Origin of the sequence: Brasilonema sennae CENA114 (assembly GCF_006968745.1) — a bacterium.
In the GTDB taxonomy this organism is placed as follows: domain Bacteria; phylum Cyanobacteriota; class Cyanobacteriia; order Cyanobacteriales; family Nostocaceae; genus Brasilonema; species Brasilonema sennae.
The window spans coordinates 4,796,847-4,822,124 of the sequence record NZ_CP030118.1 but is presented as its reverse complement, the minus strand read 5'-3'; the positions used below and the strand labels follow the sequence as shown (position 1 = coordinate 4,822,124).

Genomic DNA, 25,278 nt, shown 5'->3' with positions numbered 1-25,278 from the left:
AACAGTCACAACGTTTAGTAGTGTTGCATTGGCTCACATGTTCCTATCGTTGCTCCAGGCTATACAGCAACGATAAGGGAGTGAAGCGCGTTGCAAGAGCGCCAAAGTCTGCCAGGGGGAGTATCCCCCCGGCGAGCTTTGTCCCTACGGGGCGCTTCGTGCCGTAGGCTGGGAGTGAGGGAGTCAGGGAGTAAGGGTTAGTGTTGAGTGTTCACTGATTTCAAACACAGGAGACGTAGAGACAAGCATTTCTTTATGAAATACGCTCATATTTTACAATACAGTGAAGAAGATTGCGGTGCTGCTTGTCTAGCTTCTATAGCTAGACATCATGGACGTACTTTTACGCTGAATCATATCCGTGAGGCAGTCGGTACTGGACAATTAGGCACAACTTTATTAGGGCTGAAACGAGGGGCAGAAACACTCGGATTTAAAGCTCGCCATGTAAGAACTTCGGCAGAATTGTTAAATCGGATGAATGAAGCGCCCTTACCAGCAATTATTCACTGGAAAGGGTGCCATTGGGTTGTTTTATACGGCAAGAAAGGCAAAAAATGTGTCGTCGCCGATCCAGCAGTAGGAATCCGTTATCTTTCTAAAAAAGATTTAGCCGAGGGTTGGACGGATTGGTTGATGCTTTTGGTAGAGCCAGATCCAGTTCGCTTTTTGGAGCAAAAGAACGATGAGGTTGGAGGCTTTTGGCGTTTTTTCCGACGTGTCTGGATTTTTCGCGGAATTTTAGCGCAAGCTTTGCCGTTAAATTTCATTCTGGGATTACTCTCTTTAGCTTCCCCTTTTCTGCTGCAACTCCTAACTGATGATGTGCTGGTGCGTGGTGATACGAGACTACTGACGACTGTGGCGATCGCCGTCGTAGTCATGAATTTGATTGCTAGCAGTCTTTCCTGGGTGCAGTCTAACTTAATCGCTCACTTTGCCCAACGTCTACAACTAGGACTAGTCCTAGAATTTGGAAGAGCGATTCTGCGATTACCTCTTTCTTACTACGAATCTCGACGCAGTGGGGAAATTGTGAGTCGGTTGCGAGACATCAACGAGATTAATCAGTTAGTTGCTCAAGTTGTTATCTCTCTACCCAGTAGATTTTTTATTGCGATCATTTCTTTGAGTTTGATGGTTTTCTATAGCTGGAAACTAACGATAGTAGCGATGTTCATCTCTGTGGTGATGACTTTATCTACGATAGTCTTTCAGCCTAGTTTACGGCAAAAAACTCGTGAACTTTTGGTCACAGAAGCAGAAACACAAGGCATTTTAGTAGAAACATTTAAAGGCGCACTCACTCTCAAAAGTACCACAGCCGCACCCCAATTTTGGGATGAATTTCAAACCCGATTTAGCCATTTGGCTAACGTCACACTCCGGACTATTCAGATTAGCATTATCAACAATAGCTTTTCTAGTTTGGTTTCTGCTATTGGCAGTATTGTTTTACTATGGTTTGGCGGTAATTTGGTGAGTAACCCAGCGGAGAATTTAAGTATCGGGCAATTGCTAGCATTTAACTCGATGAATGCTAATTTCCTGGGCTTAATTAGTACTATCATTAATTTTGTTGATCGATTTACCCGTGCCAAAACTGCCACACAACGCCTGACAGAAGTTATAGATGCGACTCCAGAACATAGTGAAGATGACGCCAAAAAGCCATTTGCTCGAATACAACCAAATGCCGATATTATTTGTCGTCAAGTTAACTTTCACTATGCAGGTCGGCTTGACTTATTAGAAGACTTTTCTATAACAATCCCTGGTGGAAAAGTTGTTGCCTTGATTGGTAAATCCGGCTGTGGTAAAAGCACTTTAGCTAAAGTCATTGCTGGGTTGTATCCACTGCAATCAGGAAATATTCGTATTGGACTGTATAACCTAGATGACCTTCCTCTTGATTGTCTGCGTCAACAGGTAGTTTTAGTTCCTCAAGACGCTCACTTTTGGAGCCGTTCCATTCTTGAAAACTTTCGCATAGGAAGACCACAATTAGCTTTTGAGGAGATTGTGCAAGCTTGCCAAATTGCAGAAGCCGATGATTTTATTAGTAATTTACCCGAGAAATATCAAACGATTTTAGGTGAATTTGGCGCAAATATTTCTGGTGGACAACGTCAACGGCTAGCAATAGCACGAGCTATAGCCACAGATCCAGCAATCCTCATTTTAGATGAATCTACCTCTGGACTCGACCCTGTGAGCGAAAACCTCGTGCTGGATAAACTGTTTAAACATCGTCACGGTAAAACCACGATTTTGATTACCCATCGTCCCAAAGTTATTAATCGTGCTGATTGGGTTGTAATGTTAGATCAAGGCAGATTAAAACTTCAAGGAACTCTTTCAGATTTACGCTCAAAAGAAGGAGACCATTTGGACTTTTTGATAATTTAGTTAATGGCTAATGGCTCAGAGAAGAGATTTATAAACTCAAGTAGCAATTAACAATTAGCAATTAGTCATTATGCATACACATAATCAAAAACTTCTCCCTTCGCATAAAATTTCCTCAGTTGAAGGTGAGGGATTTCTCCCTCCTGTTAGTCCTTGGACATCTTTAGCTGGAGTATTTCTTGTTGGAACTGTCGCTACTATATTTAGCCTCGCCTCTTCTATAAAATACAATGTCACAGTAAAAGGTAGTGCTAATGTGCGTCCCACAGGGGACCTCCGGCTAGTACAACCAGAAGTAGAAGGAACTGTTAAAGAGATTTTTGTAAAAGAAAATCAAATGGTCAAGCAGGGAGATGCGATCGCCGTCCTTAATGATGATCAACTGCAAATCAAAAAGAGCCAGATCAAAGGCAATATTGAGCAAAGCAAGTTACAACTTATTCAAATGTATGCTCAAATCAAAAGTTTAGATGTTCAGGTTAGTGCTGAAAAGCAAGTCATAGAACAGACCATTTCTTCTGCAAAAGCGGAATTAGCACGTAGTCAACGGGAATATCAAGAACGACAAATCACAACGACAAGCGACTCGCTAGGTGCAGAAGCAAATTTGCAGAAAGCAGAAGCAGACTTGCAAAAAGCCAAGGTAGATTTAGACTTTGCTATGGTAGATCGCGATCGCTATCAGCTTTTGTCAGAAACTGGAGCAATTGGTCGGCGTGATTTTGAACAAAAAAAACTCGTTGTTGAACAAACAAAATTAATACTACAAGGTCAACAAAAAGCCGTTGATATTGCCAAAGCCAAAGTCAAATCAGCTAAAGCTGCTGTTAATCCCAGCAACGCAACGGTTGAGATGGCAAAAAAACGCATTGAGCAAGAAATTGCTAAAGGTCAAGCAACGATCGCGACTTTACTCAAAGAAAAAGAAGCTTTAATTCAGCGGCGTTCTGAAACACAAAACCAAATCAACCAATCTCGAAAAGACCTGCAACAACTTGATACTCAACTCAAAAGTAGCATTATTCGTGCCACTAGTAACGGCATTATTCTTAAACTCAATGTCTATAACCCTGGTCAAGTTGTCCGTACTAGTGAACCTATTGCCCAAATTGTTCCTCTTAATGCTCCTCTAGTCATTAAAGTTATAATTCCTTCTGCTGATGTTAGAAAAGTCGCAGTTGCTCAAAATGTGCAATTGCGAGTTGATGCTTGTCCCTATCCTGATTACGGCACTCTTAAAGGTACTGTTAGCACCATTTCTCCAGACGCCATAACATCTGGGAGCAATTCAGGTACAGGAAGCACTGGTTCTTCAACTGCTGGTAATAGCAACTTTGAAGTCACAGTAAAACCAGAAACACTTTCTTTCGGACATGGTGACTACAAATGTCATCTTCAAGCTGGGATGTCTGCAATAGCTGATATTATTTCTAGAGAAGAGACAGCGCTGCAATATCTCTTGAGAAAGGCAAGATTAATAACGGATTTGTGAGTAGCTATAGCAATCCTAGATGATAATCAAAACATTAGCTCGACTCTTCCCTCTCTAATGTTTTGATTATCATTTTTATATCTAATTATTTCCTTATATACACTTATTGACAAAATGCACGCTTTTTTAATCTATTACCGATGGTGTCCGCCAAAGGCGACAAGTAGTAGATGTGTTTAATCACACCAAATAGTAAGTGCAAATAGTAACCTGGAACAAATCAATTTTTGGGCGCACTTTTTCATGATAACCAAAGACGAATTTCTAGAAGTAATTTCTGTTAGTGCCTACACTCTGGGAATATTTGCAGTGAGCATTGGTGGGGTAGCACTGGTGACATCTGCAACTAGTACTGCATTGATTTCAGTGGGTCGTGCACTAGAATCACAACGTCCAGCGATCCACAAACTTATGGTTTTTAGCTGTGCAAGCGACAGTGGTGGTGTACTGATGGTTGTTGGAGGATTAGTGATCGCGCGTTTGCGAAAATCCCCAACTCCAAACACACCACCACCAATCAAGCCCCCACTGTTGATTCCCATTGCGTGCAGCAGCTGCAAGTATTTTTCGGGAGAGATGCTCCTTCCTTGTGCGGTGCACCCTGAATTGAAGGAAAATTGTAGCGACAGAGAGCCAAGCTAGCTGGTATGCAAGTTTTCCAATGTTTCGATAAATCGGTCTAACGCTTCCTTGGCCAATACTTTTCAGTTAAAGGGCAAAGGAGAAATACAAACAAGCATATCTGTATCAAACACACTTGCGTTTTACTATTCAGTATCAGTTGGTGGATACAGATAGAGTGACCAAAAGTCTGCATCATCGCTTTTGGTCACTATAGCGTATTAACCTTTAGCAGTTCTTTTCTTTGAATGAGCGTACTAAAGTCATTGCTTTACGTTTAGCTTTAGTGACTACCCCAAGAAGGCTACAACAGGACAGTAAAGCCAGAGTAGTAGAAGGTTCTGGTACTACTACTCTAGCCCGATTTTTCTTAACTTCTATTAAAGCGACATTTGTTTCGTTGGCAAAATAACGTTGCACAGAACCCTGAATGGAAGCTGTAGCAGATTCTTGATTTCCTCCAAAATTAGACGTGGTGAGTGGATTATTCAAACTCACATTGTCGCTTTTTTGAAATGCGATAAAATCGTTATCGCCTAGAGTCTCTACATTTCCTGTTAAGTCGAAGAAATCTAAGATAGTGTTATTCGTGGTGTCGATCAATGCGAAAGATATATCTCCGGCGGCTCTTGCATTTTCTGCTGGTGGATTATCTATTGATGTTTCCAGGTTTAAATTTGTTCTAAAGTCAACAGACCATTGTGTATTTGCATCTACAACGAAATGACCGATAACTGTAGCCTGAGTATTTGCTTGTCCTAAATAATCTCTACCTTCTCCCAAAGCTTGGCTCAAAGAAAAATTGGATGCTTCTGAAGTAGGACGAGTTACAAAAGTTGCTGTTGCTTGAGATAAAGCTTTGACCATACCACCTTTGCCAATAGCAAGGGTATTGGCGTTAACATCAGTTGCTATCGTCAAAGGTCTTTGACTAAAGTTAGTAAAATCGAAGTCACCTTGAGAGTAAGCAAAAGTAGCAGCTTGACTAGGTGCTGCTACTAAGGCAGAACTAGCCATTAATGGCGTAACGAACAGCACACGCCGAATAAAACGCAAATGTTGTTTCATACAATTCCTTGTCTAAACTTAGTCATTAGGTTGGGTCACTGGGTGTATCAAAATCCCTAAGCAGCATAAATCTGCTTTGAAAATTCAAAGCGTGTAATCTGCTGTGTCTGCAGTTATTCTTTGATTGGGTAGATAAAGTAACTTATTTGCACCAAAATGCCAGTAAGAAAACCTGTGGTCTGACGATGGTATAGCTCTTATTTTTTACTGTGCTTTTAAGTAATAATGTTAACAAATAAAGCTAAGTATTTAGTAATCTTTTTTGTAAAGTGACGATAAAAATTTTTTGTACCAAAACTTCGTGAAAACACCAATCAAATTTCTTACTCCCTTCCCACTCTAAAATTACCTATCAAGCGAAGCGTATTTTCTCTGCGTTCTGTGCGCATGGTGCGATTTGAAAATCAGTAATCTTTTGGTGGTAAAAAGTAATTATACCAATTCAAAATTCAAAATTCGCTCATGAAATCCGCAAAAAAGCCTAGACGAAACAAGGGTTTGGGAATGTGTATCTGTCGCATTCTTTTTTAAGACTGGTATTATTATTTACGAAAAAACGTTAGGGAATAATGAACACAGGTACTGCTAGAGTTCAGCCACACTAAGTTTGTTTTTCAAGTAGTTCCTCTGCTCGACTAAGTCAGCTATGGCAGGCTTAGTCAGCAGTTCTTATTCAGCAGCCTCAAAATAATATTGTCGCTTTTTGTTTTGATATCAAGCCTAGAACACCGATTCATTAATACCAAAAACCCCCTCTGCGCGAGTTCGCAGAGGGGACAGGGGGTGAGGTTCTTGATTTTTTACCCCTTCGGGGTTCGCCAGTCGCTCATGGGGGAAACCAACGCCAGACACCTACGGAGGGAAACCCTCCTGCAGTGCTGGCTCCCCAAGACCGCGCTGGCTCACAAGTATTCATCCGGGCATGATATGATTCATGTTTCCTCAGTTAGCTACACAAATGGGTATAACTAACTGAGGTTTTGAGAGTTACGCTGCTGCTACTAAGCCATTATGCTTGAGCAAAGCTTCAGTACTGGGTTCACGACCCCTGAACGACTTAAATACGTCCATTGGATGCTTACTACCACCAAGAGCCAGCACTGTATCACGATAACGCTTACCTGTAGCTTTTATAGCTTGTTCGTTATCTAAGCCAGCTTCTTCAAAAGCGGCAAAAGCGTCAGCGCTTAATACTTCAGCCCATTTATAACTGTAGTAACCAGCCGCATATCCACCTGAAAATATGTGTCCGAAAGCACACAAAAATGAATCTTCTGGTAGTGGTGGCAAAACAGTAGTGGTTTTGGCAAGGCGCGATCGCACATCTTTTGGAGTCTCGCCGCCATCCGGACGATAGCGGTGGTGCAGTTCTATGTCAAGGCTGCTAATGTGGATTTGTCGCAACATACCACTACCACTCATGTAGTTCTTTGCTGCTAGTAACTTTTGGTAGTAATGTTCTGGTAAAGGTTCACCAGTTTGGTAATGCTTCGCCATACCGAACAAAGTTGGTCTGTCGTAGCACCAGTTTTCCATGAACTGGCTAGGCAATTCCACCGCATCCCACTCAACGTTATTGATGCCTGCGGCTGCAGCATACTCTACTTTGGTGAGCATATGATGCAAGCCATGACCAAACTCGTGGAACAAAGTCTCCACTTCATTGAAAGTCATGAGGCTAGGCTGATCACCTATTGAGGGAGTTTGGTTACACACCAAATACGCCACAGGTAAGCGGGTAGTCGTGACTCCATTTTCTGTGACTTTGCCACGGTTAATACAAACATCCATCCAAGCACCGCCACGTTTTTCTTCTGGACGGCTGTAGGGATCAAGGTAAAAGTAGGCAATTGGCTGACCTGTTTCGTTAGCAATTTGGAAGTAACGCACATCCTCATGCCAAACTGGGGCTTGCCCATCATTCGGGGTAATAGTGATGCCAAATAGTCGCTGCACTAGTCCAAACAAGCCATCCAGCACTTGAGGAAGTGGGAAATAAGGGCGTAATTCTTCAGCCGTGAAAGCAAATTTTTCTTCTCGTTGACGTTCTGCCCAAAAACTAATGTCCCAGTGCTGCAAATCGTTTGCTTCTGGTGCACCCTTAGATCCAGCAAAGGCTTTGAGTTCTTTCAATTCCTTAATAGCAGCATCATAACTAGCACGACGCATTTCTTCTAATAAGGACTCAACTGCTTGAACATTAGGAGCCATTTTACTGGCTAAGCTTAATTCAGCATATGTTTCAAAGCCAAGTAGTTTTGCTAGTTCTTGACGCAACTCCAAAATGCGTTCAATTAACGGGTTGTTATCCAACTCACCATAAGAAGCACGGCTAATAAAGGCTCTGTATAGTTTTTCCCGCAAATCCCGTCGAGTGCTATGCTGCATGAAAGGACCATAACTGGGCGAGTCCAAAGTAATCCGCCAAGGGCCATTTTCTGGAGTAGCATTTTCTTCGCCTGCAGCCTGTGCTGCTTGTGCGGCTAAACTCACTAAACTGGGAGGTAAACCCTCGATTTCTTCTGGATTTGTCAAAGTCATACTAAACGCTTTGGTTGCATCTAGCACATGGTTGGAAAACTTGGTAGACAGTTCTGCCAACTCCATCTGAATGGCATTAAAACGTTCCTTTGCTTCGCCCTGCAAACCAACGCCAGAAAGTTCAGCATCTCGGATCGCCGCTTCTACAATACGCTGTTGAGACTCCTCAAGTTTTGCCCAAGCATCACTGGCACGGAGTGCCTTAAAGGCATTATAAATTGGTTGGCTTTGACCGAGCTTGTTGGAAAATTGCACGACGTGCGGTAGTACGCTTTCGTATGCCTCGCGAAGTTCGGAGCTATTTTTCACACCCATCAAATGGCTTACAATTCCCCAACTCCAATTCAGGCCTTCTGTCAGCTTTTCCAGAGGTTCTACTAAACCGTTCCAAGTAGGTTTTACATTAGCTTCTAAAGTCGTAAGTTCCTGATCGAGTTCTGCCAGCAGTTGGTTAAATGCTGGTACAACAGACTCTGCTGAAATCTCCCCAAAGGAAGGCAAACCAGAGCCTTTTAGTAAAGGATTCTTGGAAATAATGGTATTTGTACTCATAGTTTGATCTGAGGAGCGGGTCAATACGCAGTAAAAAGCGATTTTTCTTTTTCTTCTTTATATATCATCTAATGTAGCAATAGCTTTCTCTATTGCAGATTCTTCCCAAGTAAAAGTAGTAACAACCGTACTGACATCATAATTTGGTCAGTCAGACCTATAGCGCAAATCAACAAAGGGCACGGTCGGATTGCAGTAACCAACCAAACACCTTATTGACTAGGTGCTACGACCACTCCCGCTTGGAAAACTTGCCCAATCACTTCTTCAACTGACGGTTCTGTCACGGTCAAATCTACAATCTCCAAATCTGCTAAGATCTTTGCGACAGTGCGAGTGAGTGCCTCTTGTGGTACCATAAAACACACAGAGCGCCCTTCTATTTGTCGTACATCACCGTATAACATCAGCTTCTCTTTGGGCAACTCATTGGTTAACTCCAAATGAACTTCCCGGTAAGGGGCAAAACGTTCCTGCAAGCCATCTAAACTACCGTCATAGATCAAATGTCCTTGGTGAATCAGCAGTACCCGCTGACACAAAGCCGTGATATCTGCCATGTAATGGCTTGTCAAGAGCACCGTCGCTTGATATCGCTGATTATAATCGCGTAAGAAATCACGCACTCCCACCTGAGCATTCACATCTAACCCTAGTGTCGGTTCATCCAAAAACAGGACTTGTGGACGGTGTAAAAGTGCTGCTAACAATTCCGCCTTCATTCGTTCACCTAAAGACAGCTTCCGCACAGGCTGGGTTAGTTTTCCTTCCAGCGATAGCATCTCGGTTAATTCCCCCACCCGGTGGCGGAACTCTTTGTCAGAAATGTTGTAGACAGCAGCATTAATCTTGAGAGAATCTAGAGCAGGCAAGTCCCATAGTAGTTGCTGTTTTTGCCCCATCACCAGGGTAATTTTTTGCAAAAACGCTTCCTGGCGACGAAACGGAACGTGTCCAGCCACTCTAACTTGACCAATAGATGGATGAATCAGCCCTGTGAGCATTTTCAATGTCGTGGTTTTACCAGCGCCATTTGGTCCCAAAAAGCCCACCACCTCACCAGGTGCAATTTCAAAGGAAACATCTTCAACTGCTTTGATTTGTCGGTAAGTGCGGCGGAAAAAGTGGGTAAGTGTCCCGACAATACCTGGTTCCTTAACAGCGACAGGATATAATTTACTCAGGTTTTGAACCGATATTATACTATAGTCACTTGCACTATTGTCACGGTATACGGGAGATTCTGGAGACATAAGCCGTCATATAGGGACGATTTGTCTTTAAGTGTAACATTTTTGTAAGTTGCCAAATGGGAAAGAATAGCCCATATTTCGGTTAGTTCCATCTCTTGCCCTATTTTTTACTACTTTGTCTCCAATTTAAGATCTTAAATCTGCAATCAAGATAAGCGTTTAACTATTGTTTCTATTCATTCAACTTCCGAAGAAGTTTAGAAAAGATACTGTATTTCACTCAAGTTCAAACTGCTATAATTATATGCTTGACAGTAAATTTTATGAAAAATTTATTCACATTATCAACAGTTGTTTATAGCGTCATTGTCACAGGTTTACTGTTTGCTGTTCAAAAGTTAGGAGTGCTAGAACCATTAGAAATTAGGCTTTTTGACCAGATGATGCAAATGCGAGCAGATTCTGGTACAGATTCCCGCCTGCTAATTGTTGCAATCACTGAAGATGACATCAAAAAATGGAAATCGCCCACTTCAGACCGTTTATCGGGGCAAGTTCTCGACAATCTCTTGGGTAAACTTGAGCAATATCAACCGCGAGCAATTGGTCTTGACATTTATCGTGACTTACCCATTGAACCTGGTCACAACAACTTATTGAAACGTTTGCAACAGAGCGATATTATTATTCCAATTTGCAAACATCGTGATAATAATGAGCCTGGAGTATCTCCTCCTGAGGGAATTGAGCCATCGAAAGTCGGATTTATCGATGTTGTAGAAGATTCTGATGGCACAATACGTCGTAATTTACTGTTGTTTACCCCAGCAGCAAATGACGCTTGTGCAGCAGAATATTCCTTAAGTTTACAACTAGCACTAAAATACTTGAAAGCTAAAAACATTCAACCGCAAAAGACTTCCAACCAAGAGTTGCAACTTGGCGAGACTATATTTAAACGTCTAGAAAGTAATTCTGGTGGTTATCAAAATATAGATACTGGTGGTTACCAAATTATCCTCAACTACCGCTCTTCTCAGGTAGCTGAAAAAGTTACTATGACAGATGTGCTTGAGGATAAAGTTAATCGTGATTTAGTGAAAAACCGCATCATCTTGATTGGTTCAACCGCACCCAGTTTAAAGGATATTTTCAATACACCCTATAGCACTGGCAAGTCAGACACATCCGGTAGAATGGCGGGAGTGGAGATTCATGCCCAAAGTGTCAGTCAAATTCTTCGCCCTGTTCTCGACAAACAAACTCTATTTTGGTTTTTGCCTGAATGGGGTGAAGTGGTTTGGATTTTGGTATGGAGTTTAGCTGGAGGTATAATTGCATCGCGCATTCAGCACCCTTTATATCTAGCAATTGTCGGTGGAACAGGTCTTGTAGTATTATTTGCTGGTAACTTTTTTATTTTTACCCAAGCAGGATGGATTCCAGTCATCTCACCAGCACTGGGGTTTGTGTTAGCAACTGGTAGCGTTCTTGGTTATACGGTATATCAGAGTAAGCAAGAGAAAGAAAAAATAGCACAACAGGTTCAGCAGCAAGAAGAAGCCATTATCCAACTGCAAGCATTTATAAACCAGAGGGGCAATTCCTCAAGTCTAACAACACCACCTCAAATTCCCTCCGAGACGCACCTGCTGAAAAGACGCTATAAAATCATCGAACCTCTAAGTCATGGAGGATTTAGTGAAACTTATTTAGCTCAAGATACTCAGCGTCCTAGTCATCCTCAATGTGTGGTCAAGCAATTACGACCCGCTCATCAAGAAGAAACTTTTTTAAGGGTTGCTAGACGACTTTTCAACACTGAAGCAGAAATTTTAGAAGTTCTGGGTCAGCATGACCAGATTCCTCAATTATTGGCTTATTTTGAAGAAAATCAAGAATTTTATTTAATTCAAGAATTTATCAAAGGGAATTCCCTTGAAAAAGAGATTACTCCTAATAAAAAGTTTGCAGAAGCTGATGTTGTATCTCTACTCAAAGAAGTTTTGCTAATACTTGTTTTTGTTCACGGTTATAATGTCATCCATCGAGATATCAAACCTAGTAATTTAATCAGGCGAGAAAGTGATGGACGGATTTTTTTAATTGATTTTGGTGCAGTCAAGCAGATTCAAACTCACCAGCAAAATAGTACGGTCGCAATTGGTACTCCTAGTTATATGCCTCCCGAACAAATGAACGGACAACCAAGACTAAATAGCGATATTTATGCGTTGGGAATACTGGCTATTCAAGCCTTAACAGGGAGACATCCTAAAGCGTTTCAAAGAGACTTTAACACTTTAAGGGTGGTTATATCTCGGCAAGATGGTAGCTTGCAGAATTGGCACAATTTAGCAGAAATCAGTGACAAATTTGCTGCGGTATTAAATAGAATGGTGAATCAAAACTGCAATTTAAGATATCAGTCGGCTACAGAGGTATTAAATAGTTTAGAAGGTCTTTAACGAAGACGGCATGACTGGGAAGAACCAGCCAAATTTTCAACAGTAGCATTGGGTGTTTGGGAAACCAGTGTCACTTCGCCCTTACCGTTGAATACCCAACCCGTAGCAGGTATAATTTCAACTGTATCAGATTCAGACTTGGGTTTTGTTGCCGTAGTTTTAGAATCTAGTCGCTGTTTGGCGATCGCACGCAAACGAGTATCTTCCCAGACTGCATCACTGCTGAGGGGTTCATCAGGACTGGGGGGTAAACCACCGCGTCCAGTCACTTTAAAGTCACTCGCATTTGGTTGATCAAAAGCTGCACAACCTTGGACGATTTGGTTGGAGGGGTCAAATACATATGCAGGTAGGGAGACTAAACCGTTACTGGGGTCAAGAAAAGTAAAAATATTTAGGTTGCTTCGGGAACTTGCAACAATGTCATTTGTTGGTAATTGACGCGGATCTCGATTGGCAGGAGATAACTTTTCAAAGTCAAGCCGACTAGGTACTACAAAGCCATAAATTCTCCCAGTAGCCACAATGTTAATATTACCTCCCTCACCAGTAAAAGCATTAGTAATAATGTCGTTATTTTCATTGGGGGGAGCAACTAGAAATTTGGTACGGAGTGTTAAGTTGCCTTCATTGCCACCCTCTTGTGGTGTGCCGGAAGTGTTAGAGATTAGGCTATCACGGCGCATTAGTAGAATGTCTTTCACATTTAACTCAGTATTACCACCAAAACCTGTTCTAGAGTTAGCTGTGAGTTTTCCTTGGTTATTTAGATCAATAAAATCGGCTTTTACTTCCAAGTTGCCTGCATTACCGCTTCCCAAATTGCTTACCGTTCCCTCTGCTTCATTAACGATATTCAACCGCTTAGTAGCTATTGTCAAATTTCCTCCGTTTCCACTAGCCCCAGCTTCCACAGCAGCAGACAGTTGAGCGCCATTAGTCACAGAAAGAGAACCTGTTCTGACATTAATATTGCCTCCGTTCCCCACTCCATTAGAAGCTACAGCGCTAAATGCTCCACTGGGAGTACTGCCGCTTACTCCATTAAATACGACTTCTTTACCAACAATCCTAACTTCACCTGCGTTTCCATTTCCAAAAGTGCTGGCTACTAATTGAGCGCCATTATCAACCGTCAGTTTATCTGCTGTATTAATATTGATAACTCCACCATTTCCCGATGCCCCTTTTTGCACTGTACTAAAAGCACCGCTGGTAGTGCCATTGGTATCAGTACCACTAAATTTTGCATTACGGGTATTAACACTGATATTCCCTGCTTTTCCTTGTGCAGAAGTGCTAGTATCTAATCGCGCACCATTGGTGACAGAGAGTGACTCAGTTGTAATGTTGATGTATCCACTATTACCTCTGGCGTTTGGAAAGACAGTTTGCTGAGGAGACTCAACGGTAACTACTCGACGATTTTGTTCATCCAATTTAACACTAACTATAGGTGCTAAGCTAACGCCTGATGTATTGGATACAGCACTTTTAGCACCATCAAGTGAGGTTGTATTTGCGGTTATCGTTATGTTACCAGTATTGCCCTCTCCTAAAGTCCTAGTAATAACCCCTGCCCCATCCCGAACTAGCAAGGTATTGGTTTTGATTGTCAAATCTCCTGCATTCCCTGTTGAGTTTTGCCCTGTAGAAACTTGCAAGCTACTGGAATACCGAGCATCAGCGCTTGTACCAATGATTTGCACATCTTGGGCATCAACGCTCAAATTTCCCCCCTTGCCCGCACCGAAAGTGCCAGTAAATACCTGTGCCCCATCTCGCACTAGCAAGGTATTGGTTTTGAGCGTTAAATCACCCGCATTTCCTGTTGAGTTTGAGCCTGCTTGTGCAAACAAGCCACTGCCAAACTGACCATCAGCGCTTGTACCAATCAATTGCACATCTTGGGCATCAACACTCAAATTTCCCCCCTTGCCCGCACCAAAAGTACCAGTAAATACCTGTGCCCCACCCTCAAGCCGCAAGCTGCTAGCACTGATATTGACATCGCCTCCCTGTCCGTTTGCTTGTTGTAGCACCACATTCTCAATGAAACTATTGTTGAGATTTATCGCTCCTGTAGCATTAACCGAAATATTTCCTGCCTTACTATTACTAGAATCCAGTCCTGTCCCTATCCCTGCTAACAGTTCACTGCTTCCTGTCATCTCTAAATTCCGGGCATTAACCGCGATACTTCCACCACCACCAGCAGGAACATTTACTTGAGCACCATTACTAAGGGAAACATCGCTTCTTTCTACACTATTGGGAAAACTCAAACTCAGATTATTGCCATCCCCATTCAGCCCAACTGTTCCCGCACTTCGTAACCCACCTAACTCGACTCGCCCACCAAAAGCAGACAAACGTCCACCATCCATTTTGATATCACCGCCTACCAGCAGTAAACTTCTTCCGTCTGGCACACGCAAGCCTCTTGCTGTAAAGCTAGAAGATGGATTTAAACCAGCGTCGGCAACTGAGTTATTTTCAATTCGTGCAGCAGCTGCTATTTGATTGAAAAATAAAGCTGAAGGATTTACCGTTAGCAGTGCAGGATTATTTGGATTCGTTGCACTCCAAAAACCTTGATTACCAAATTGAATCGCATTTGCTGTCGTTCCCACGAACGAACCACCAACATTCAAACTAGCATTAGGACCAAAGATAATCCCATTTGGATTAATCAAAAACAGATTAGCTGTACCCAACGCTTTAATTATTCCATCAATATTTGAAACTGACGTACCCGTTACCCTACTGAAGATGTTTTGAATATTTACAGCATTATTAAAAGAAGCCGTATTAAGCGTTGGTACAGAAAACTGTTGGAAGCTGTGGAACAAGTTGCGTCCGGCAATAGTTCCCCCATCGATATTGAAGGTGTTGCCATTTATGGTGACAGTGGAATTATTTGGTAGAGTGGCATCTGGTGTAATTTGGGCAGAAGCAGAATTTGCAGCTAAGGCGAATGTCAGCGACACGGCTGCGCCGAACGCACCCCCCACCGCAATCCCCAAAAACCAACGAGTATTTCTAAAGGACATCGCACCCCCAAGGAAACAGCAGTTGCCCAACATACAGTGAACAGTGAACAGTGAACAAGGGGTGGACGAGTCCGTTTCCTACCAACTGATAACTGCGGCTGGTACTTGATAACTGGTAACTGATAACTGATAACTGTTAAAAGTAAACCATATTTGCGTAGACGGGAAAATAATCTCGGCTAACTCCCTTCTTGGTCAAATTAGTGCTTGTTTTGGGCGGAAATTGCCATTTTTTACAGAAATTCGTCCTGATGTTACTTTACAAAAATTCATCACTCCGAAGAAAGCTACGTATGCGCAAAGCGCACGCTACGCGCTTCGCTGCGGACAATCGCGCTTGGAGCGATGCTCCCAAGGGGAGCCGCGCCTTGCGCGATCGCACCTGCGGAATCTGGGATTAATGGTTAAAAATCAAACAATTTTGACTGTTCTTTGTAAATTAACGTAAAAATAACTTTAACGAAGATGGCATGACTGGGAAGAAGCAGCCAAATTTTCAACAGTAGCATTGGGTGTCACAGAAACCAGCGTCACTTCGCCTTTACCGTTGAATACCCAACCCGTAGCAGGTATAATTTCAACTGTATCAGACTCAGACTTAGGTTTTGTTGCCGTGGTTTTAGAATCTAGTCGTTGTGCTGTCGTCGCACCCAAACGAGTATCTTCCCAGACTGCATCACTGCTGAGGGGTTCATCAGGACTGGGAGGTAAACCACCGCGTCCAGTCACTTTAAAGTCACTCGCATTTGCTTGATCAAAAGCAGAACAACCTTGGGCGATTTGGTTGGAGGGGTCAACTACATTTGCGGGTAGTTCCACTAATCCCCGGTTAGGGTCAATATCAGGTGTGTTGATATTTATTTGACCACTTAAAGTCGGGTTGGTTTGGGAAAATGCTGTAATATCATTGGTTTGTAGCTGTTGTGGATTGAGTAGGTTTGGATCATCAGTTCCCAACTCCCGCACCAAATCTTCTCCACTACGTTGAGTGAAGTTAAAAATATTTAAGGAGTTGATATTGATTTTCCCACCACTGCCATTAAAAGCATTAGCGGTGATGTCGCTGTTTTCATTTGGAACGCTGACGATAAAGCCCGACGGGGCATTAATAGTGATGTTACCGCCATTGCCAACTTTGAGATCACTACCCGCAGATGTGGAAATTTGGCTACCACCGCGTAGGAGTAATAAGTCTGTGACTCGCAGATTGATATTGCCGCCATTACCTGATGCTGATTCAGCGTTGAAACTCGCTGAGTTGTCCAAACGAATTTGGCGTGCGGTCACTTCAATGTTACCTGGATCCCCTTGTCCTAAACTCTTGGCAAAAAGTGAAGCGTTATTGGTTAAAGACAGAGAATCAGCCTTAATTTGTATGTTTCCACTTTTTCCTTCTCCAATGAATGCTGAGGTGAAAGCATAACTGTTATCAAAATCGACATTACCACGGGCATCAATTATCACATTCCCTGGATCCCTTTTTCCTATGGTGCTGGCAAAAAAATAAGCGTTATTGGTTAAAGACAGAGAATCAGCCTTAATTTGTATGTTTCCACCTTTTGCTTCTGCACCTGATGACACAAAATTAAAGATGCTGCTAGCTACGAGTGTTATTTTCCCTTTTGCATTCAGCACAATATCTCCCGCCACAGTGCCATCAGAACCTAAATTAGATCCAATGCCAGCACGGAGACGACTTTCGTTCATGTCTAAATTTCGAGCGTTGATTATAATGTTACCGCCTCCTGATGCGTATACATACACAGCAGCGTTGTTAGTAAGTGATACATCAGCTAAGGCACTTTCAGTTGGAAAGCTAGCGCTCAATTTATCGCCATCCACATTTAGCCCCACATTTCCAGAGGCAGCTAATCCTCCCAACTCAACTCTCCCACTATAAGCATTCAGTCGTCCACGATCCATGTTGACATTGCCACCCACTAGTAGCAAACTTTTACCATCCGGAACACGTAAACCTAATGCATCTTCTAATCCTGGTGGATCTTTTCCGGCTGGTGCAACTGAGTTACTTGTAATTGATGCAGCAGCTATTTGATTGAAAAATAAAGCTGAAGGATTTACCGTTAGCAGTGCAGGATTATTTGGATTCGTTGCACTCCAAAAACCTTGATTACCAAATTGAATCGCATTTGCTGTCGTTCCCACGAACGAACCACCAACATTCAGGCTGGCATTAGGACCAAACACAATCCCATTTGGATTAATCAAAAACAGATTAGCTGTACCCAACGCTTTAATTATTCCATCAATATTTGAAACTGACGTACCCGTTACCCTACTGAAGATGTTTTGAATATCCGCAGCATTATTAAAAGAAGCCGTACCGTCTTTTGGTACAGAAAACTGTTGGAAGCTGTGGAACAAGTTGCGTCCGGCAATAGTTCCCCCATCGATATTGAAGGTGTTGCCATTTATAGTGACAGTGGAATTATTTGGTAGAGTGGCATCTGGTGTAATTTGGGCAGAAGCAGAATTTGCAGCTAAGGCGAATGTCAGCGACACGGCTGCGCCGAACGCACCCCCCACCGCAATCCCCAAAAACCAACGAGTATTTCTAAAGGACATCGCACCCCCAAGGAAACAGCAGTTGTCCAACATACAGTGTACCAGTGACAAGTAAACCACATGTACAAGTGGTTTACTTGTCACTGGCTTACTCCCTTTAAGGTCAAATTAGTGCTTGTTTTCTGCCCAAATTGCCATTTTTTATAGAAATTCGTCTTGATGTTACTTTACAAAAATTCATCTTCCCACCAACGCTTGTAAGGGAAGCACACCCCTAAGCTTCTCGTTCCCTGGCTCAGCCAGGGAATGCGCTACTAGGAGGCTCTGCCTCCGGTACTTAGGTTGAGGCAGAGCCTCTTAGCTGACATTTCCAGCCTGAGGCTGGAAACGAGTTTAAAGTTTTGTCTTTATTGCCAGAATTTTTGTAGGTTGGGTTGAACCAAATGAAACCCAACAAATGTAACTTTACAAAAATTCATCTTCGCAGCAACGCTTGTAAGGAAAGCACACCCCTAAGCTTCTCGTTCCCTGGCTCAGCCAGGGAATGCGCTACTAGGAGGCTCTGCCTCCGGTACTTAGGTTGAGGCAGAGCCTCTTAGCTGGCATTTCCAGCCTGAGGCTGGAAACGAGATTATTGCCAGTTACCAATTAAAATATAGGGTGCCCAAAAATAGGGATGTCTGTAATTTTTCAGGAGATTTACTTGAGCCTGACGCAAAGCTTCTGCTTTAGGCATTTTTTTATTAACCAAATTGTCGTAAAACTCAGTCATTAGCGTCGCAGTCGTGTCATCGGCGACACTCCAAAGAGTTGCCAATGTACTACGCGCTCCTGATTGTATAGCAACTCCTGCTATTCCTAAAGTAGCTCGGTTATCTCCTTTAGCTGTTTGACAAGCACTCAAAACAAGGAGATCAACTGCTTCTTGTTGGTTTGTCTCCCTCGTTCTCAGTACAGATTTTAACTCATTAACATTGACTTCACCATTCCAAGTCAGAATAAATGTATTGTCTGCCTGCGAACTAAATTGACCATGAGTTGCTAAGTGTACTACAGGTGCATTAGAAGACTTAACCGCATCTGTGAGCGCGATTCTAGTAAATTTACTGTTAAGTAGCTCTTGTCGAGCAGGAATTTTCACTTCACTTGCGATTTGACTGACTTCTTTTGTGACATAGGGTAAATCATTAAATCTTCCCGGATATTTTTGTTCAAACTCTTTAGGTAATTCGCTCAATCCAGCAACGACTACTCGTCTTTTTAATCTTTCTGCAGTCAGAGGAGTGATGGTTGGTAATAACTGCAAACCTGGTGTTAGAGCAAGATTGTATTCTTTTTCAATCAGAAATTGTTTTCCATCATAAAGTGCTGCCATTGGAATATTTCTTAATGCTCCATCTAAAACAAACACAATATTTGTGTCTTTTTTTAAATTAGAGTCTAAAGTTTTTTGAACTAACCAGTTATATAAATTCCGTAAATCGGGTAAAAATTCTCCACTGTTGCGATTTAACAGTTTTTGGCTCAGTTCTTCAATGGTTTGTTCCATTTTATCTGAGGTAATAAAATTACCAGATTCATCTTTGGGAAAATCAAATGTATAACGGCGCTTGGCTCCATTAGGAAGAGAGGTGATAACTGCCAAGCGGTCAGGTAATATTAAGGGATAAATAAAAACTGTGTTGTTTTTCTTATCAATCTCGTCAACCTGAACAGTTTTAGCATCTACACAAGCTCTGCGGAAAAAGTTATCTAGCTCTGCTACTTGTAGTGAATCAATGACTTCTGTTGCTGCTCTAATATTTTCTTCACTAGAGTTTCCTTCTAAAAGAAAACTCACATATTCTCGATATACAGGTTCTACTTCATCTCGAAAAGAAAATTGCACATCACGGTTAACTACAGCTAAATCATTCCGCAGGGACTTGAGGTAATTGATTGCTTGTTTGTAAGAAGCTTTAGCTTCTTCATTATTACCTCTAGCTTTAAGGATACGACCTAATTGCCATCGCCAACGATAGGCAATATCAGAGGCAAAAATTCTTTCGGCAAGTTTCATAGCTTGCTCTGTGAGATTTTGAGCTTCAGACCATTGTTGGGTTTGCTCGTACAAGTTGCCGAGAGTACCTAAGGCGTAGGAATAGGTACGATTATCTTGTAATTGTTGAGCTTGGTTAGCACTAACTTTAACTATTTCAGCAATTTCTCGCCAAGAAATGTTACTAGTGTTGTTCTTTTGTTTTAGTTTAATCAGACTCTGGGCAAAGTTAATGCGAGCGTTAATACTGCTACGACTGGGTGGGATAGTAGCAATTTGAGACTGAATTTGAGGCAACAATCTCTGGGAGATATCTGATAAATTATTTTGTCTTTCTTGTGATATTGTTTTTTCTTGTTCTGACAAATCTTTTTTCTCTTGCTCTGATAATATGTTTTTATCTGCTGCTGCTAATTGAAATTGTATTTTGCGCTGTTGGTCTAATAATTTGTCTACTCTTATACGTAAAAACCGTAGTTCATTGAGTTGTGATTCTAGTTGAGTCAGGGGTTTTTCCGAAGTGGTTGCTGCTTGACGATAATAATTTAAAGACTTTTGAATATATCCCTTATTTTTATCTTCTTCGGTTTCATTATTGGCTAAAGCTTGGGCTGTGTTGCCTAAACTTAGCTGAATTTCTGCAACCTTTTGTTTTGATTGCTGTTTTTGAGCGATGATTAAACTTTTGAGCAAAACTTGCTGTGACTTGCCTAAATTTCCCACCACTCGCAAAGTGTTACCGAGATTAAGCAATCGAGTTGCTTTAATAACGGAGTCAGATTGCTTGTTTGTGCTTTGTTCTACAGCATCTAGAGTATTATTAGCACGACGGTAAAATCCTAATGCCTGGAGTGCCTGAGCTTGGTTAATCTGGCTACCAGTGGTACCCGCTTCATCGCCAATTTGCTTATAAATTACCGTCGCTTCTTCCCAGCTTTTCAGTGCTTGGTCTGGTTTGCCTTGTGCTAATTGCAACTGACCTATCGTGTTTAAAGCTTGAGCGCGGATAGATAAATACTCTTTGGAACCATTTTTGTTGTGTAATAGTGCCAAGCTGTTGTCAATGGCTTTTTCAGCATTAGCTAATTCTCCTAACTGTTGTTGAGCCAAAGAAAGATAGCTTAATGCTAAAGCTTGGTTCAGCCCATCTTCAACTGCTTGAAATGCCTGAGATGCCTGTGTGAAAACCTTGACAGAATCAGCAAATTTTTCTGCTTGATAAAGTTGCAAACCTTGTTGCAAGAGTTCTTTGGTATCAGTAGATCGCACAACTGCTGCTACAGTCATTTGGGAAACTGGTTGAGCAGCCAAGGGAACGGGAGTCATGATTTGAGATAATGTAGCTAAAGTCAGAATGACAGACATAATTCCTCACTTAAAAAGGTTGGGTATAAATAATAGAGAAATAGAGTCCGTTCTCTTGCCAAGAATCTTTTTCACCAGACGAGACAGAGATAAGAGGGATACCCCAATCAAAGCGGGCAGTTAGGCGATCGCTTTGCCATAACAGCCCCAATCCTGTTGATACAAGAGTCTGATCCTCAAGGGCTGTTCTACCAGCGCTAGAAGTATTCCAGGCAGTGCCAAAATCAATAAATGGGGTAATCTTAAGTACGCCCGGAATCTGCGGTATGCGTAAAATTGGATACTGTAACTCCACAGAACCCAAAAAACCATTGTCAGTTAAAAGCAAATCCTGACGATAACCCCGTACAGTAGCTTGTCCACCAACACCAATTTGTTCTGAAGGTAGTAAAGCTCTGTCTGCTAATTGAAGATTTCCACGTACAAGCAAGAAGGTTTCTGGTGCTAAAAGTCTTACCCACTGTGCTTGTCCGCGCCAAGCGAAAAATTCACTATCTGGATCTTTCGCGTTAGTCGTGGCATCAAAGACATTAACACCTATACTAAATTGCGATCGCGCTGAAATAACTTGTCTGTCACTGCGCTGTGTCCAGTCTTGAAAAAACCGGACTGCGGATACTTTAGTTTTGCCATCTTCATCCGCACCTGGTGAAGGATAACCAATTCGCGTTCCAACCAACGCTTCTAAATAACCAATATCACTAGAGCGATGATTGGCGGTGATTCCCAATGCAAGTTCCTGAGTTGGGGTTTGCAGTATGGGCTGACGAAAAGTTATTCCATACTCTTGGGAATTTCCATCAATATCTAAAATATCAAAAGGTTTTTCAATAACCTTTGTGGATGAAGTGCTGTAGTTTAACTGCAAAGTGCCATTGCGGGGATTCACTGGCAAAGTATAGCTAAAATCCCAAGTGTCACTGCCATCGGTATTAGCATAAGAAATGCTTAAACCATCTCCCAGTCCCAGTAAATTCGCTTCGTTAAGTTGGACTTGGCGCTGAAAGCTGCCAATGGTGGGTGTGCGATTGTTGTCTAGTATAGCTCGGACAGAACGGGTTTGTGCCTCTGTAACCCTCACCTCTAAGATACTAGTGCCTGGACGCGAGCCTGCTCCCAACTCCGCAGAGAGATTTTTAATGAGTGGATTGAGTTGTAGCAGTTGCAGTGCTTGCACTAATTTCTTTTGATTTAAAGGTTTGCCTGTAGCAATTGCTAGGCGACTACGCACATAGTTAGGATTAAGCCGCCTTGTACCCCGGACTTGGATAGTTTCTAACTTACCTTCAACCACCATGATTTTGACTATACTGCCCTCTACTTTGAAAGTTTGATTCCCTGCTATAAAAGCGCCAGAGGAAACATAGCCTGCATCAAGGTAGAGTTGAGTAATGGCATTAGCAGCCTGTAGCAGTTCGGTAAAGGTGATAAGTTTGTTGGTGAAATCTTTGGTAACTTCCGCAAATTTCTTTTCATCAAAGACGGTACTACCTTCTACCACAAAACGTTCAACCTTAATTTTTTCTGAAAATTCGCTGGGAACAACTTCTGGAGTCGTAGGCGTAGGAGTCGTAGCGGGAGGAGACGGTAATAAATCTTCTGGGCGTGGGAGTTTTTCTGGTGTTGGGATTGTGGGTGTAGGTGGTACTCCTCGTTGGATATCTGATCCTGGCGGGTTTACCTGTGCTTGTACTTTTAGCGACGCAGTAAAAAATAAGTTGACTAGTGTAGATGTCAGAATAAACAAACTTAATCTGATATGATAACGATTTATACTCATTCTTAAACGATTTCGATTAATGATAATTCGGTTTGAGACGAGTGGAATATATTTCAATACATGTTATTTAACACGCTTTGGTAGGTGATAAGTAAAACAACTAAATTAAATGTAAAATTCACCCAATATGCCTAGTACCGCGCAGCGGTACTAGCAGCTTCCAGAAGCCTTGACACAGGTCTTGAGTCATGCTTGTATTTTCTCTGATGAATTTTGTTTAAGAAAAATGGATATCAATATTTGATTAATGGTTCAAAATAATACTGTATTGAAAGTTTCAGTACATTACCATACAAAAAAACGCGAGTTTAAATAACGACATTTCAAAAAAAATGATTTTACTTCCTCAAAAATAATATTTAGTAACTGTAAAGATATTCTTTAATGGCTGTAGAGACATTGCAATCAAAATGCAATGTCCCTGCATCAACCATGAAACAATCATCTGATTACAACACAGGTGCGTTGATAACCTCTGGTTTGAGTCCGAATGGTTTCAACAACTCTTCCCAGTATTTCTTAACTTCTGTATCGTTAGGATTCTGGAGGCGTAAATCACCCAAAGTTCTCAAAGCGTCTTCCCAATATTTGTTCTTGACATAGACTTCTATACGCTCTTGTGGTGCTGCTGTTTTCAAGTCAACAGTTAAATTTGTATCAGGTAGAACTCGTTTCACAGAGCCTTGTAAAGATAAATCATTGTCTCGGTTTTGGATACTGCAAATCACAGAAAAACTCCAAGTATACTGTTTGTTAGGTTCTAGAGATTTCCCTGTTTTTGACGTAAGACTAACCCTAACAATACCAGCTTTTCCACTAGGATTTAAAGAAACTCTTTGTAAAGTTTCAAACTTGCTATCGTCGCGTATAACAAGTTCCAGCCCCTTTGCTTGCTGTATTTGAGGAACATAGAAAAATAGCGAAGGATACTCTGCTGTCGTTTGTAGAGTTTTTTGATCTGATAGTATGAGGGGAATAGGAGACTGTTCCGCCTTAAAACAACCTCCTCGTGTTGCTGCTGCTCTTGTTCTACTAGGACTACCGACGTTGAAGGTAAGACGAGGAGGGCTATTGCGGTTAATGTAATCTGTAACATTGTTAATTGCCCTAGTGGCATACGTATCTCCAGAACGTGCCTGCTGCGCTTGCTTAAAAAAAGATAAGGCTTTTTGATAGTTTCTCTTTTGAGCTTCAGCATAGCCCAACTGCATATATTGATCGTAACCAGACTTGGCTTGAGCCACTAAATAGACAGAATTGTCAACTTTACCTAGTGCTAAAACCTTGGAGTTGGTGGCGGATACCAGAGAAGAAAGCAGCAAAACAGTAAACAGATATTTGAAGCTAAGTACTTGTTTCATGATATTTTATCACTCACTACATAACTTACTACAAATTGCGATCGCCCCAAAGGGGCGGCTCCAGAGGAGCATCGCCCGTGTCACGCCCAGAGGGTTCTCCTCCAGAGAACCCTCTCCCCAAATCTTCGATTTGGGGCAATCCGGCGGAAGCCGGATTGGGGCGTAGGGCCGGCGAAGCCATCGCATTACAGAACAGTTAAATGCTGTGTATGCTGACGAGGATAGTAGTCTTAATCCATTTTTCTTTCAGCTACAAGCTCACACTCTACAAAAAGTTTTTTGACTCATTTTTTTAATAGGGTGCATTTATCTTAATAATGCACCCAACATGTCATATATTCCCTATGTTTCTATCAACCAGGAGGCCATGCCATCTGGCGTCCACCCAGAATATGCAGGTGCAAGTGGTAAACAGTTTGACCCCCATCAGGACCTGTGTTGATGACAACGCGATAGCCATTTGCAAGTCCAGCTTGTTCGGCAACTCGCTTGGCTGTTAATAGAAGATGCCCAAGGAGGGCATCGTCACCAGATTCGGCGTCAGCTAGTCTGGGTATAGGTTTTTTGGGAATGACGAGAATGTGAACCGGGGCTTGGGAATTGATGTCTCTAAATGCCAGTGCTAAGTCATCTTCGTAAACTATGTCAGCTGGAATTTCTCGACGAATGATTTTGCTGAAAATTGTCTCTGTCGTTTGACTCATATCAATTTACCTGTTCATCTGTTAGAGATTCTATAGGTTTAGTGTTCTTGATGAAACATTCAGCACATGCTTGCTATAGTTGGGAGTGGATCAATTGTCCGGTATTC

At 42.0% G+C, this 25,278-nt stretch carries 14 protein-coding genes; 3 read left to right on the top strand and 11 right to left on the bottom strand.

Translation table 11 applies throughout. The features are described 5' to 3' along the window. Nucleotides 1–255 precede the first annotated feature (255 nt). Both DP114_RS20300 and DP114_RS20295 read left to right on the top strand, forming a co-directional pair. On the top strand, nt 256–2,409 hold the full coding sequence (locus DP114_RS20300) for a peptidase domain-containing ABC transporter (protein WP_171976972.1): 2,154 nt from the start codon (nt 256–258) through the stop codon (nt 2,407–2,409). Between the two features lie 67 nt (nt 2,410–2,476). After that, complete coding sequence (locus DP114_RS20295; protein ID WP_171978244.1) at nt 2,477–3,901, top strand: HlyD family secretion protein; 1,425 nt, start codon at nt 2,477–2,479, stop codon at nt 3,899–3,901. Nucleotides 3,902–4,188: 287 nt separating this feature from the next. On the opposite strand, the gene DP114_RS20290 is transcribed toward DP114_RS20295, so the two are convergent. From DP114_RS20290 to DP114_RS20275, 4 genes are all read right to left on the bottom strand, one after another. After that, nucleotides 4,189–4,443: a hypothetical protein gene (locus tag DP114_RS20290; protein ID WP_169265473.1), complete on the bottom strand. Its 255-nt coding sequence runs from the start codon at nt 4,441–4,443 to the stop codon at nt 4,189–4,191. Between the two features lie 307 nt (nt 4,444–4,750). Further along, nucleotides 4,751–5,590 (bottom strand): hypothetical protein, encoded by an 840-nt coding sequence (locus DP114_RS20285; RefSeq protein WP_169265472.1) that lies wholly within the window; start codon nt 5,588–5,590, stop codon nt 4,751–4,753. 987 nt (nt 5,591–6,577) lie between these two features. Further along, nucleotides 6,578–8,683: a M3 family metallopeptidase gene (locus DP114_RS20280; RefSeq protein ID WP_171976971.1), complete on the bottom strand. Its 2,106-nt coding sequence runs from the start codon at nt 8,681–8,683 to the stop codon at nt 6,578–6,580. A 212-nt stretch (nt 8,684–8,895) separates the two neighbouring features. Then, nucleotides 8,896–9,936, bottom strand: coding sequence for an ABC transporter ATP-binding protein (locus DP114_RS20275; RefSeq protein ID WP_171976970.1), 1,041 nt, complete (start codon nt 9,934–9,936; stop codon nt 8,896–8,898). A gap of 263 nt (nt 9,937–10,199) precedes the next feature. Here DP114_RS20275 and DP114_RS20270 point away from each other — a divergent pair, with 263 nt between their 5' ends. Next, the gene (locus tag DP114_RS20270; protein ID WP_171976969.1) at nt 10,200–12,344 is read left to right on the top strand and encodes a CHASE2 domain-containing serine/threonine-protein kinase; all 2,145 of its coding nucleotides are present in this window, start codon (nt 10,200–10,202) and stop codon (nt 12,342–12,344) included. Here DP114_RS20270 and DP114_RS20265 read toward each other — a convergent pair. The 7 genes from DP114_RS20265 to DP114_RS20235 all read right to left on the bottom strand — a co-directional run bounded on the left by DP114_RS20265 (nt 12,341) and on the right by DP114_RS20235 (nt 25,171). Further along, nucleotides 12,341–15,397 (bottom strand): two-partner secretion domain-containing protein, encoded by a 3,057-nt coding sequence (locus DP114_RS20265; RefSeq protein WP_171976968.1) that lies wholly within the window; start codon nt 15,395–15,397, stop codon nt 12,341–12,343. The genes DP114_RS20270 and DP114_RS20265 overlap by 4 nt on opposite strands. Before the next feature lie 456 nt (nt 15,398–15,853). Next, the gene (locus tag DP114_RS20260) at nt 15,854–17,983 is read right to left on the bottom strand and encodes a two-partner secretion domain-containing protein (RefSeq protein WP_171976967.1); all 2,130 of its coding nucleotides are present in this window, start codon (nt 17,981–17,983) and stop codon (nt 15,854–15,856) included. Between the two features lie 571 nt (nt 17,984–18,554). Then, a complete protein-coding gene (locus tag DP114_RS20255) occupies nt 18,555–21,326 on the bottom strand; it encodes a CHAT domain-containing protein (RefSeq protein ID WP_171976966.1) in 2,772 nt (923 codons plus the stop codon). Nucleotides 21,327–21,336: 10 nt separating this feature from the next. Continuing rightward, nucleotides 21,337–23,106, bottom strand: a complete 1,770-nt coding sequence (locus DP114_RS20250; protein ID WP_171976965.1) for a ShlB/FhaC/HecB family hemolysin secretion/activation protein — start codon at nt 23,104–23,106, stop codon at nt 21,337–21,339. 449 nt (nt 23,107–23,555) lie between these two features. Further along, nucleotides 23,556–24,467: a DUF928 domain-containing protein gene (locus tag DP114_RS20245; RefSeq protein ID WP_169265914.1), complete on the bottom strand. Its 912-nt coding sequence runs from the start codon at nt 24,465–24,467 to the stop codon at nt 23,556–23,558. 28 nt (nt 24,468–24,495) lie between these two features. Then, a complete protein-coding gene (locus DP114_RS20240; RefSeq protein ID WP_171976964.1) occupies nt 24,496–24,648 on the bottom strand; it encodes a hypothetical protein in 153 nt (50 codons plus the stop codon). A 172-nt stretch (nt 24,649–24,820) separates the two neighbouring features. Further along, nucleotides 24,821–25,171 (bottom strand): histidine triad nucleotide-binding protein, encoded by a 351-nt coding sequence (locus tag DP114_RS20235; protein ID WP_169265916.1) that lies wholly within the window; start codon nt 25,169–25,171, stop codon nt 24,821–24,823. Nucleotides 25,172–25,278 lie beyond the last annotated feature (107 nt).

Coding starts and splice junctions, on each gene's coding strand:
- DP114_RS20300 (WP_171976972.1), top strand. CDS start 256: ATGAAATACGCTCATATTTTACAATACAGTGAAGAAGATTGCGGTGCT.
- DP114_RS20290 (WP_169265473.1), bottom strand. CDS start 4,443: ATGGGAATCAACAGTGGGGGCTTGATTGGTGGTGGTGTGTTTGGAGTT.
- DP114_RS20285 (WP_169265472.1), bottom strand. CDS start 5,590: ATGAAACAACATTTGCGTTTTATTCGGCGTGTGCTGTTCGTTACGCCA.
- DP114_RS20280 (WP_171976971.1), bottom strand. CDS start 8,683: ATGAGTACAAATACCATTATTTCCAAGAATCCTTTACTAAAAGGCTCT.
- DP114_RS20275 (WP_171976970.1), bottom strand. CDS start 9,936: ATGTCTCCAGAATCTCCCGTATACCGTGACAATAGTGCAAGTGACTAT.
- DP114_RS20270 (WP_171976969.1), top strand. CDS start 10,200: ATGAAAAATTTATTCACATTATCAACAGTTGTTTATAGCGTCATTGTC.
- DP114_RS20265 (WP_171976968.1), bottom strand. CDS start 15,397: ATGTCCTTTAGAAATACTCGTTGGTTTTTGGGGATTGCGGTGGGGGGT.
- DP114_RS20260 (WP_171976967.1), bottom strand. CDS start 17,983: ATGTCCTTTAGAAATACTCGTTGGTTTTTGGGGATTGCGGTGGGGGGT.
- DP114_RS20255 (WP_171976966.1), bottom strand. CDS start 21,326: ATGTCTGTCATTCTGACTTTAGCTACATTATCTCAAATCATGACTCCC.
- DP114_RS20250 (WP_171976965.1), bottom strand. CDS start 23,106: ATGAGTATAAATCGTTATCATATCAGATTAAGTTTGTTTATTCTGACA.
- DP114_RS20245 (WP_169265914.1), bottom strand. CDS start 24,467: ATGAAACAAGTACTTAGCTTCAAATATCTGTTTACTGTTTTGCTGCTT.
- DP114_RS20240 (WP_171976964.1), bottom strand. CDS start 24,648: ATGGCTTCGCCGGCCCTACGCCCCAATCCGGCTTCCGCCGGATTGCCC.
- DP114_RS20235 (WP_169265916.1), bottom strand. CDS start 25,171: ATGAGTCAAACGACAGAGACAATTTTCAGCAAAATCATTCGTCGAGAA.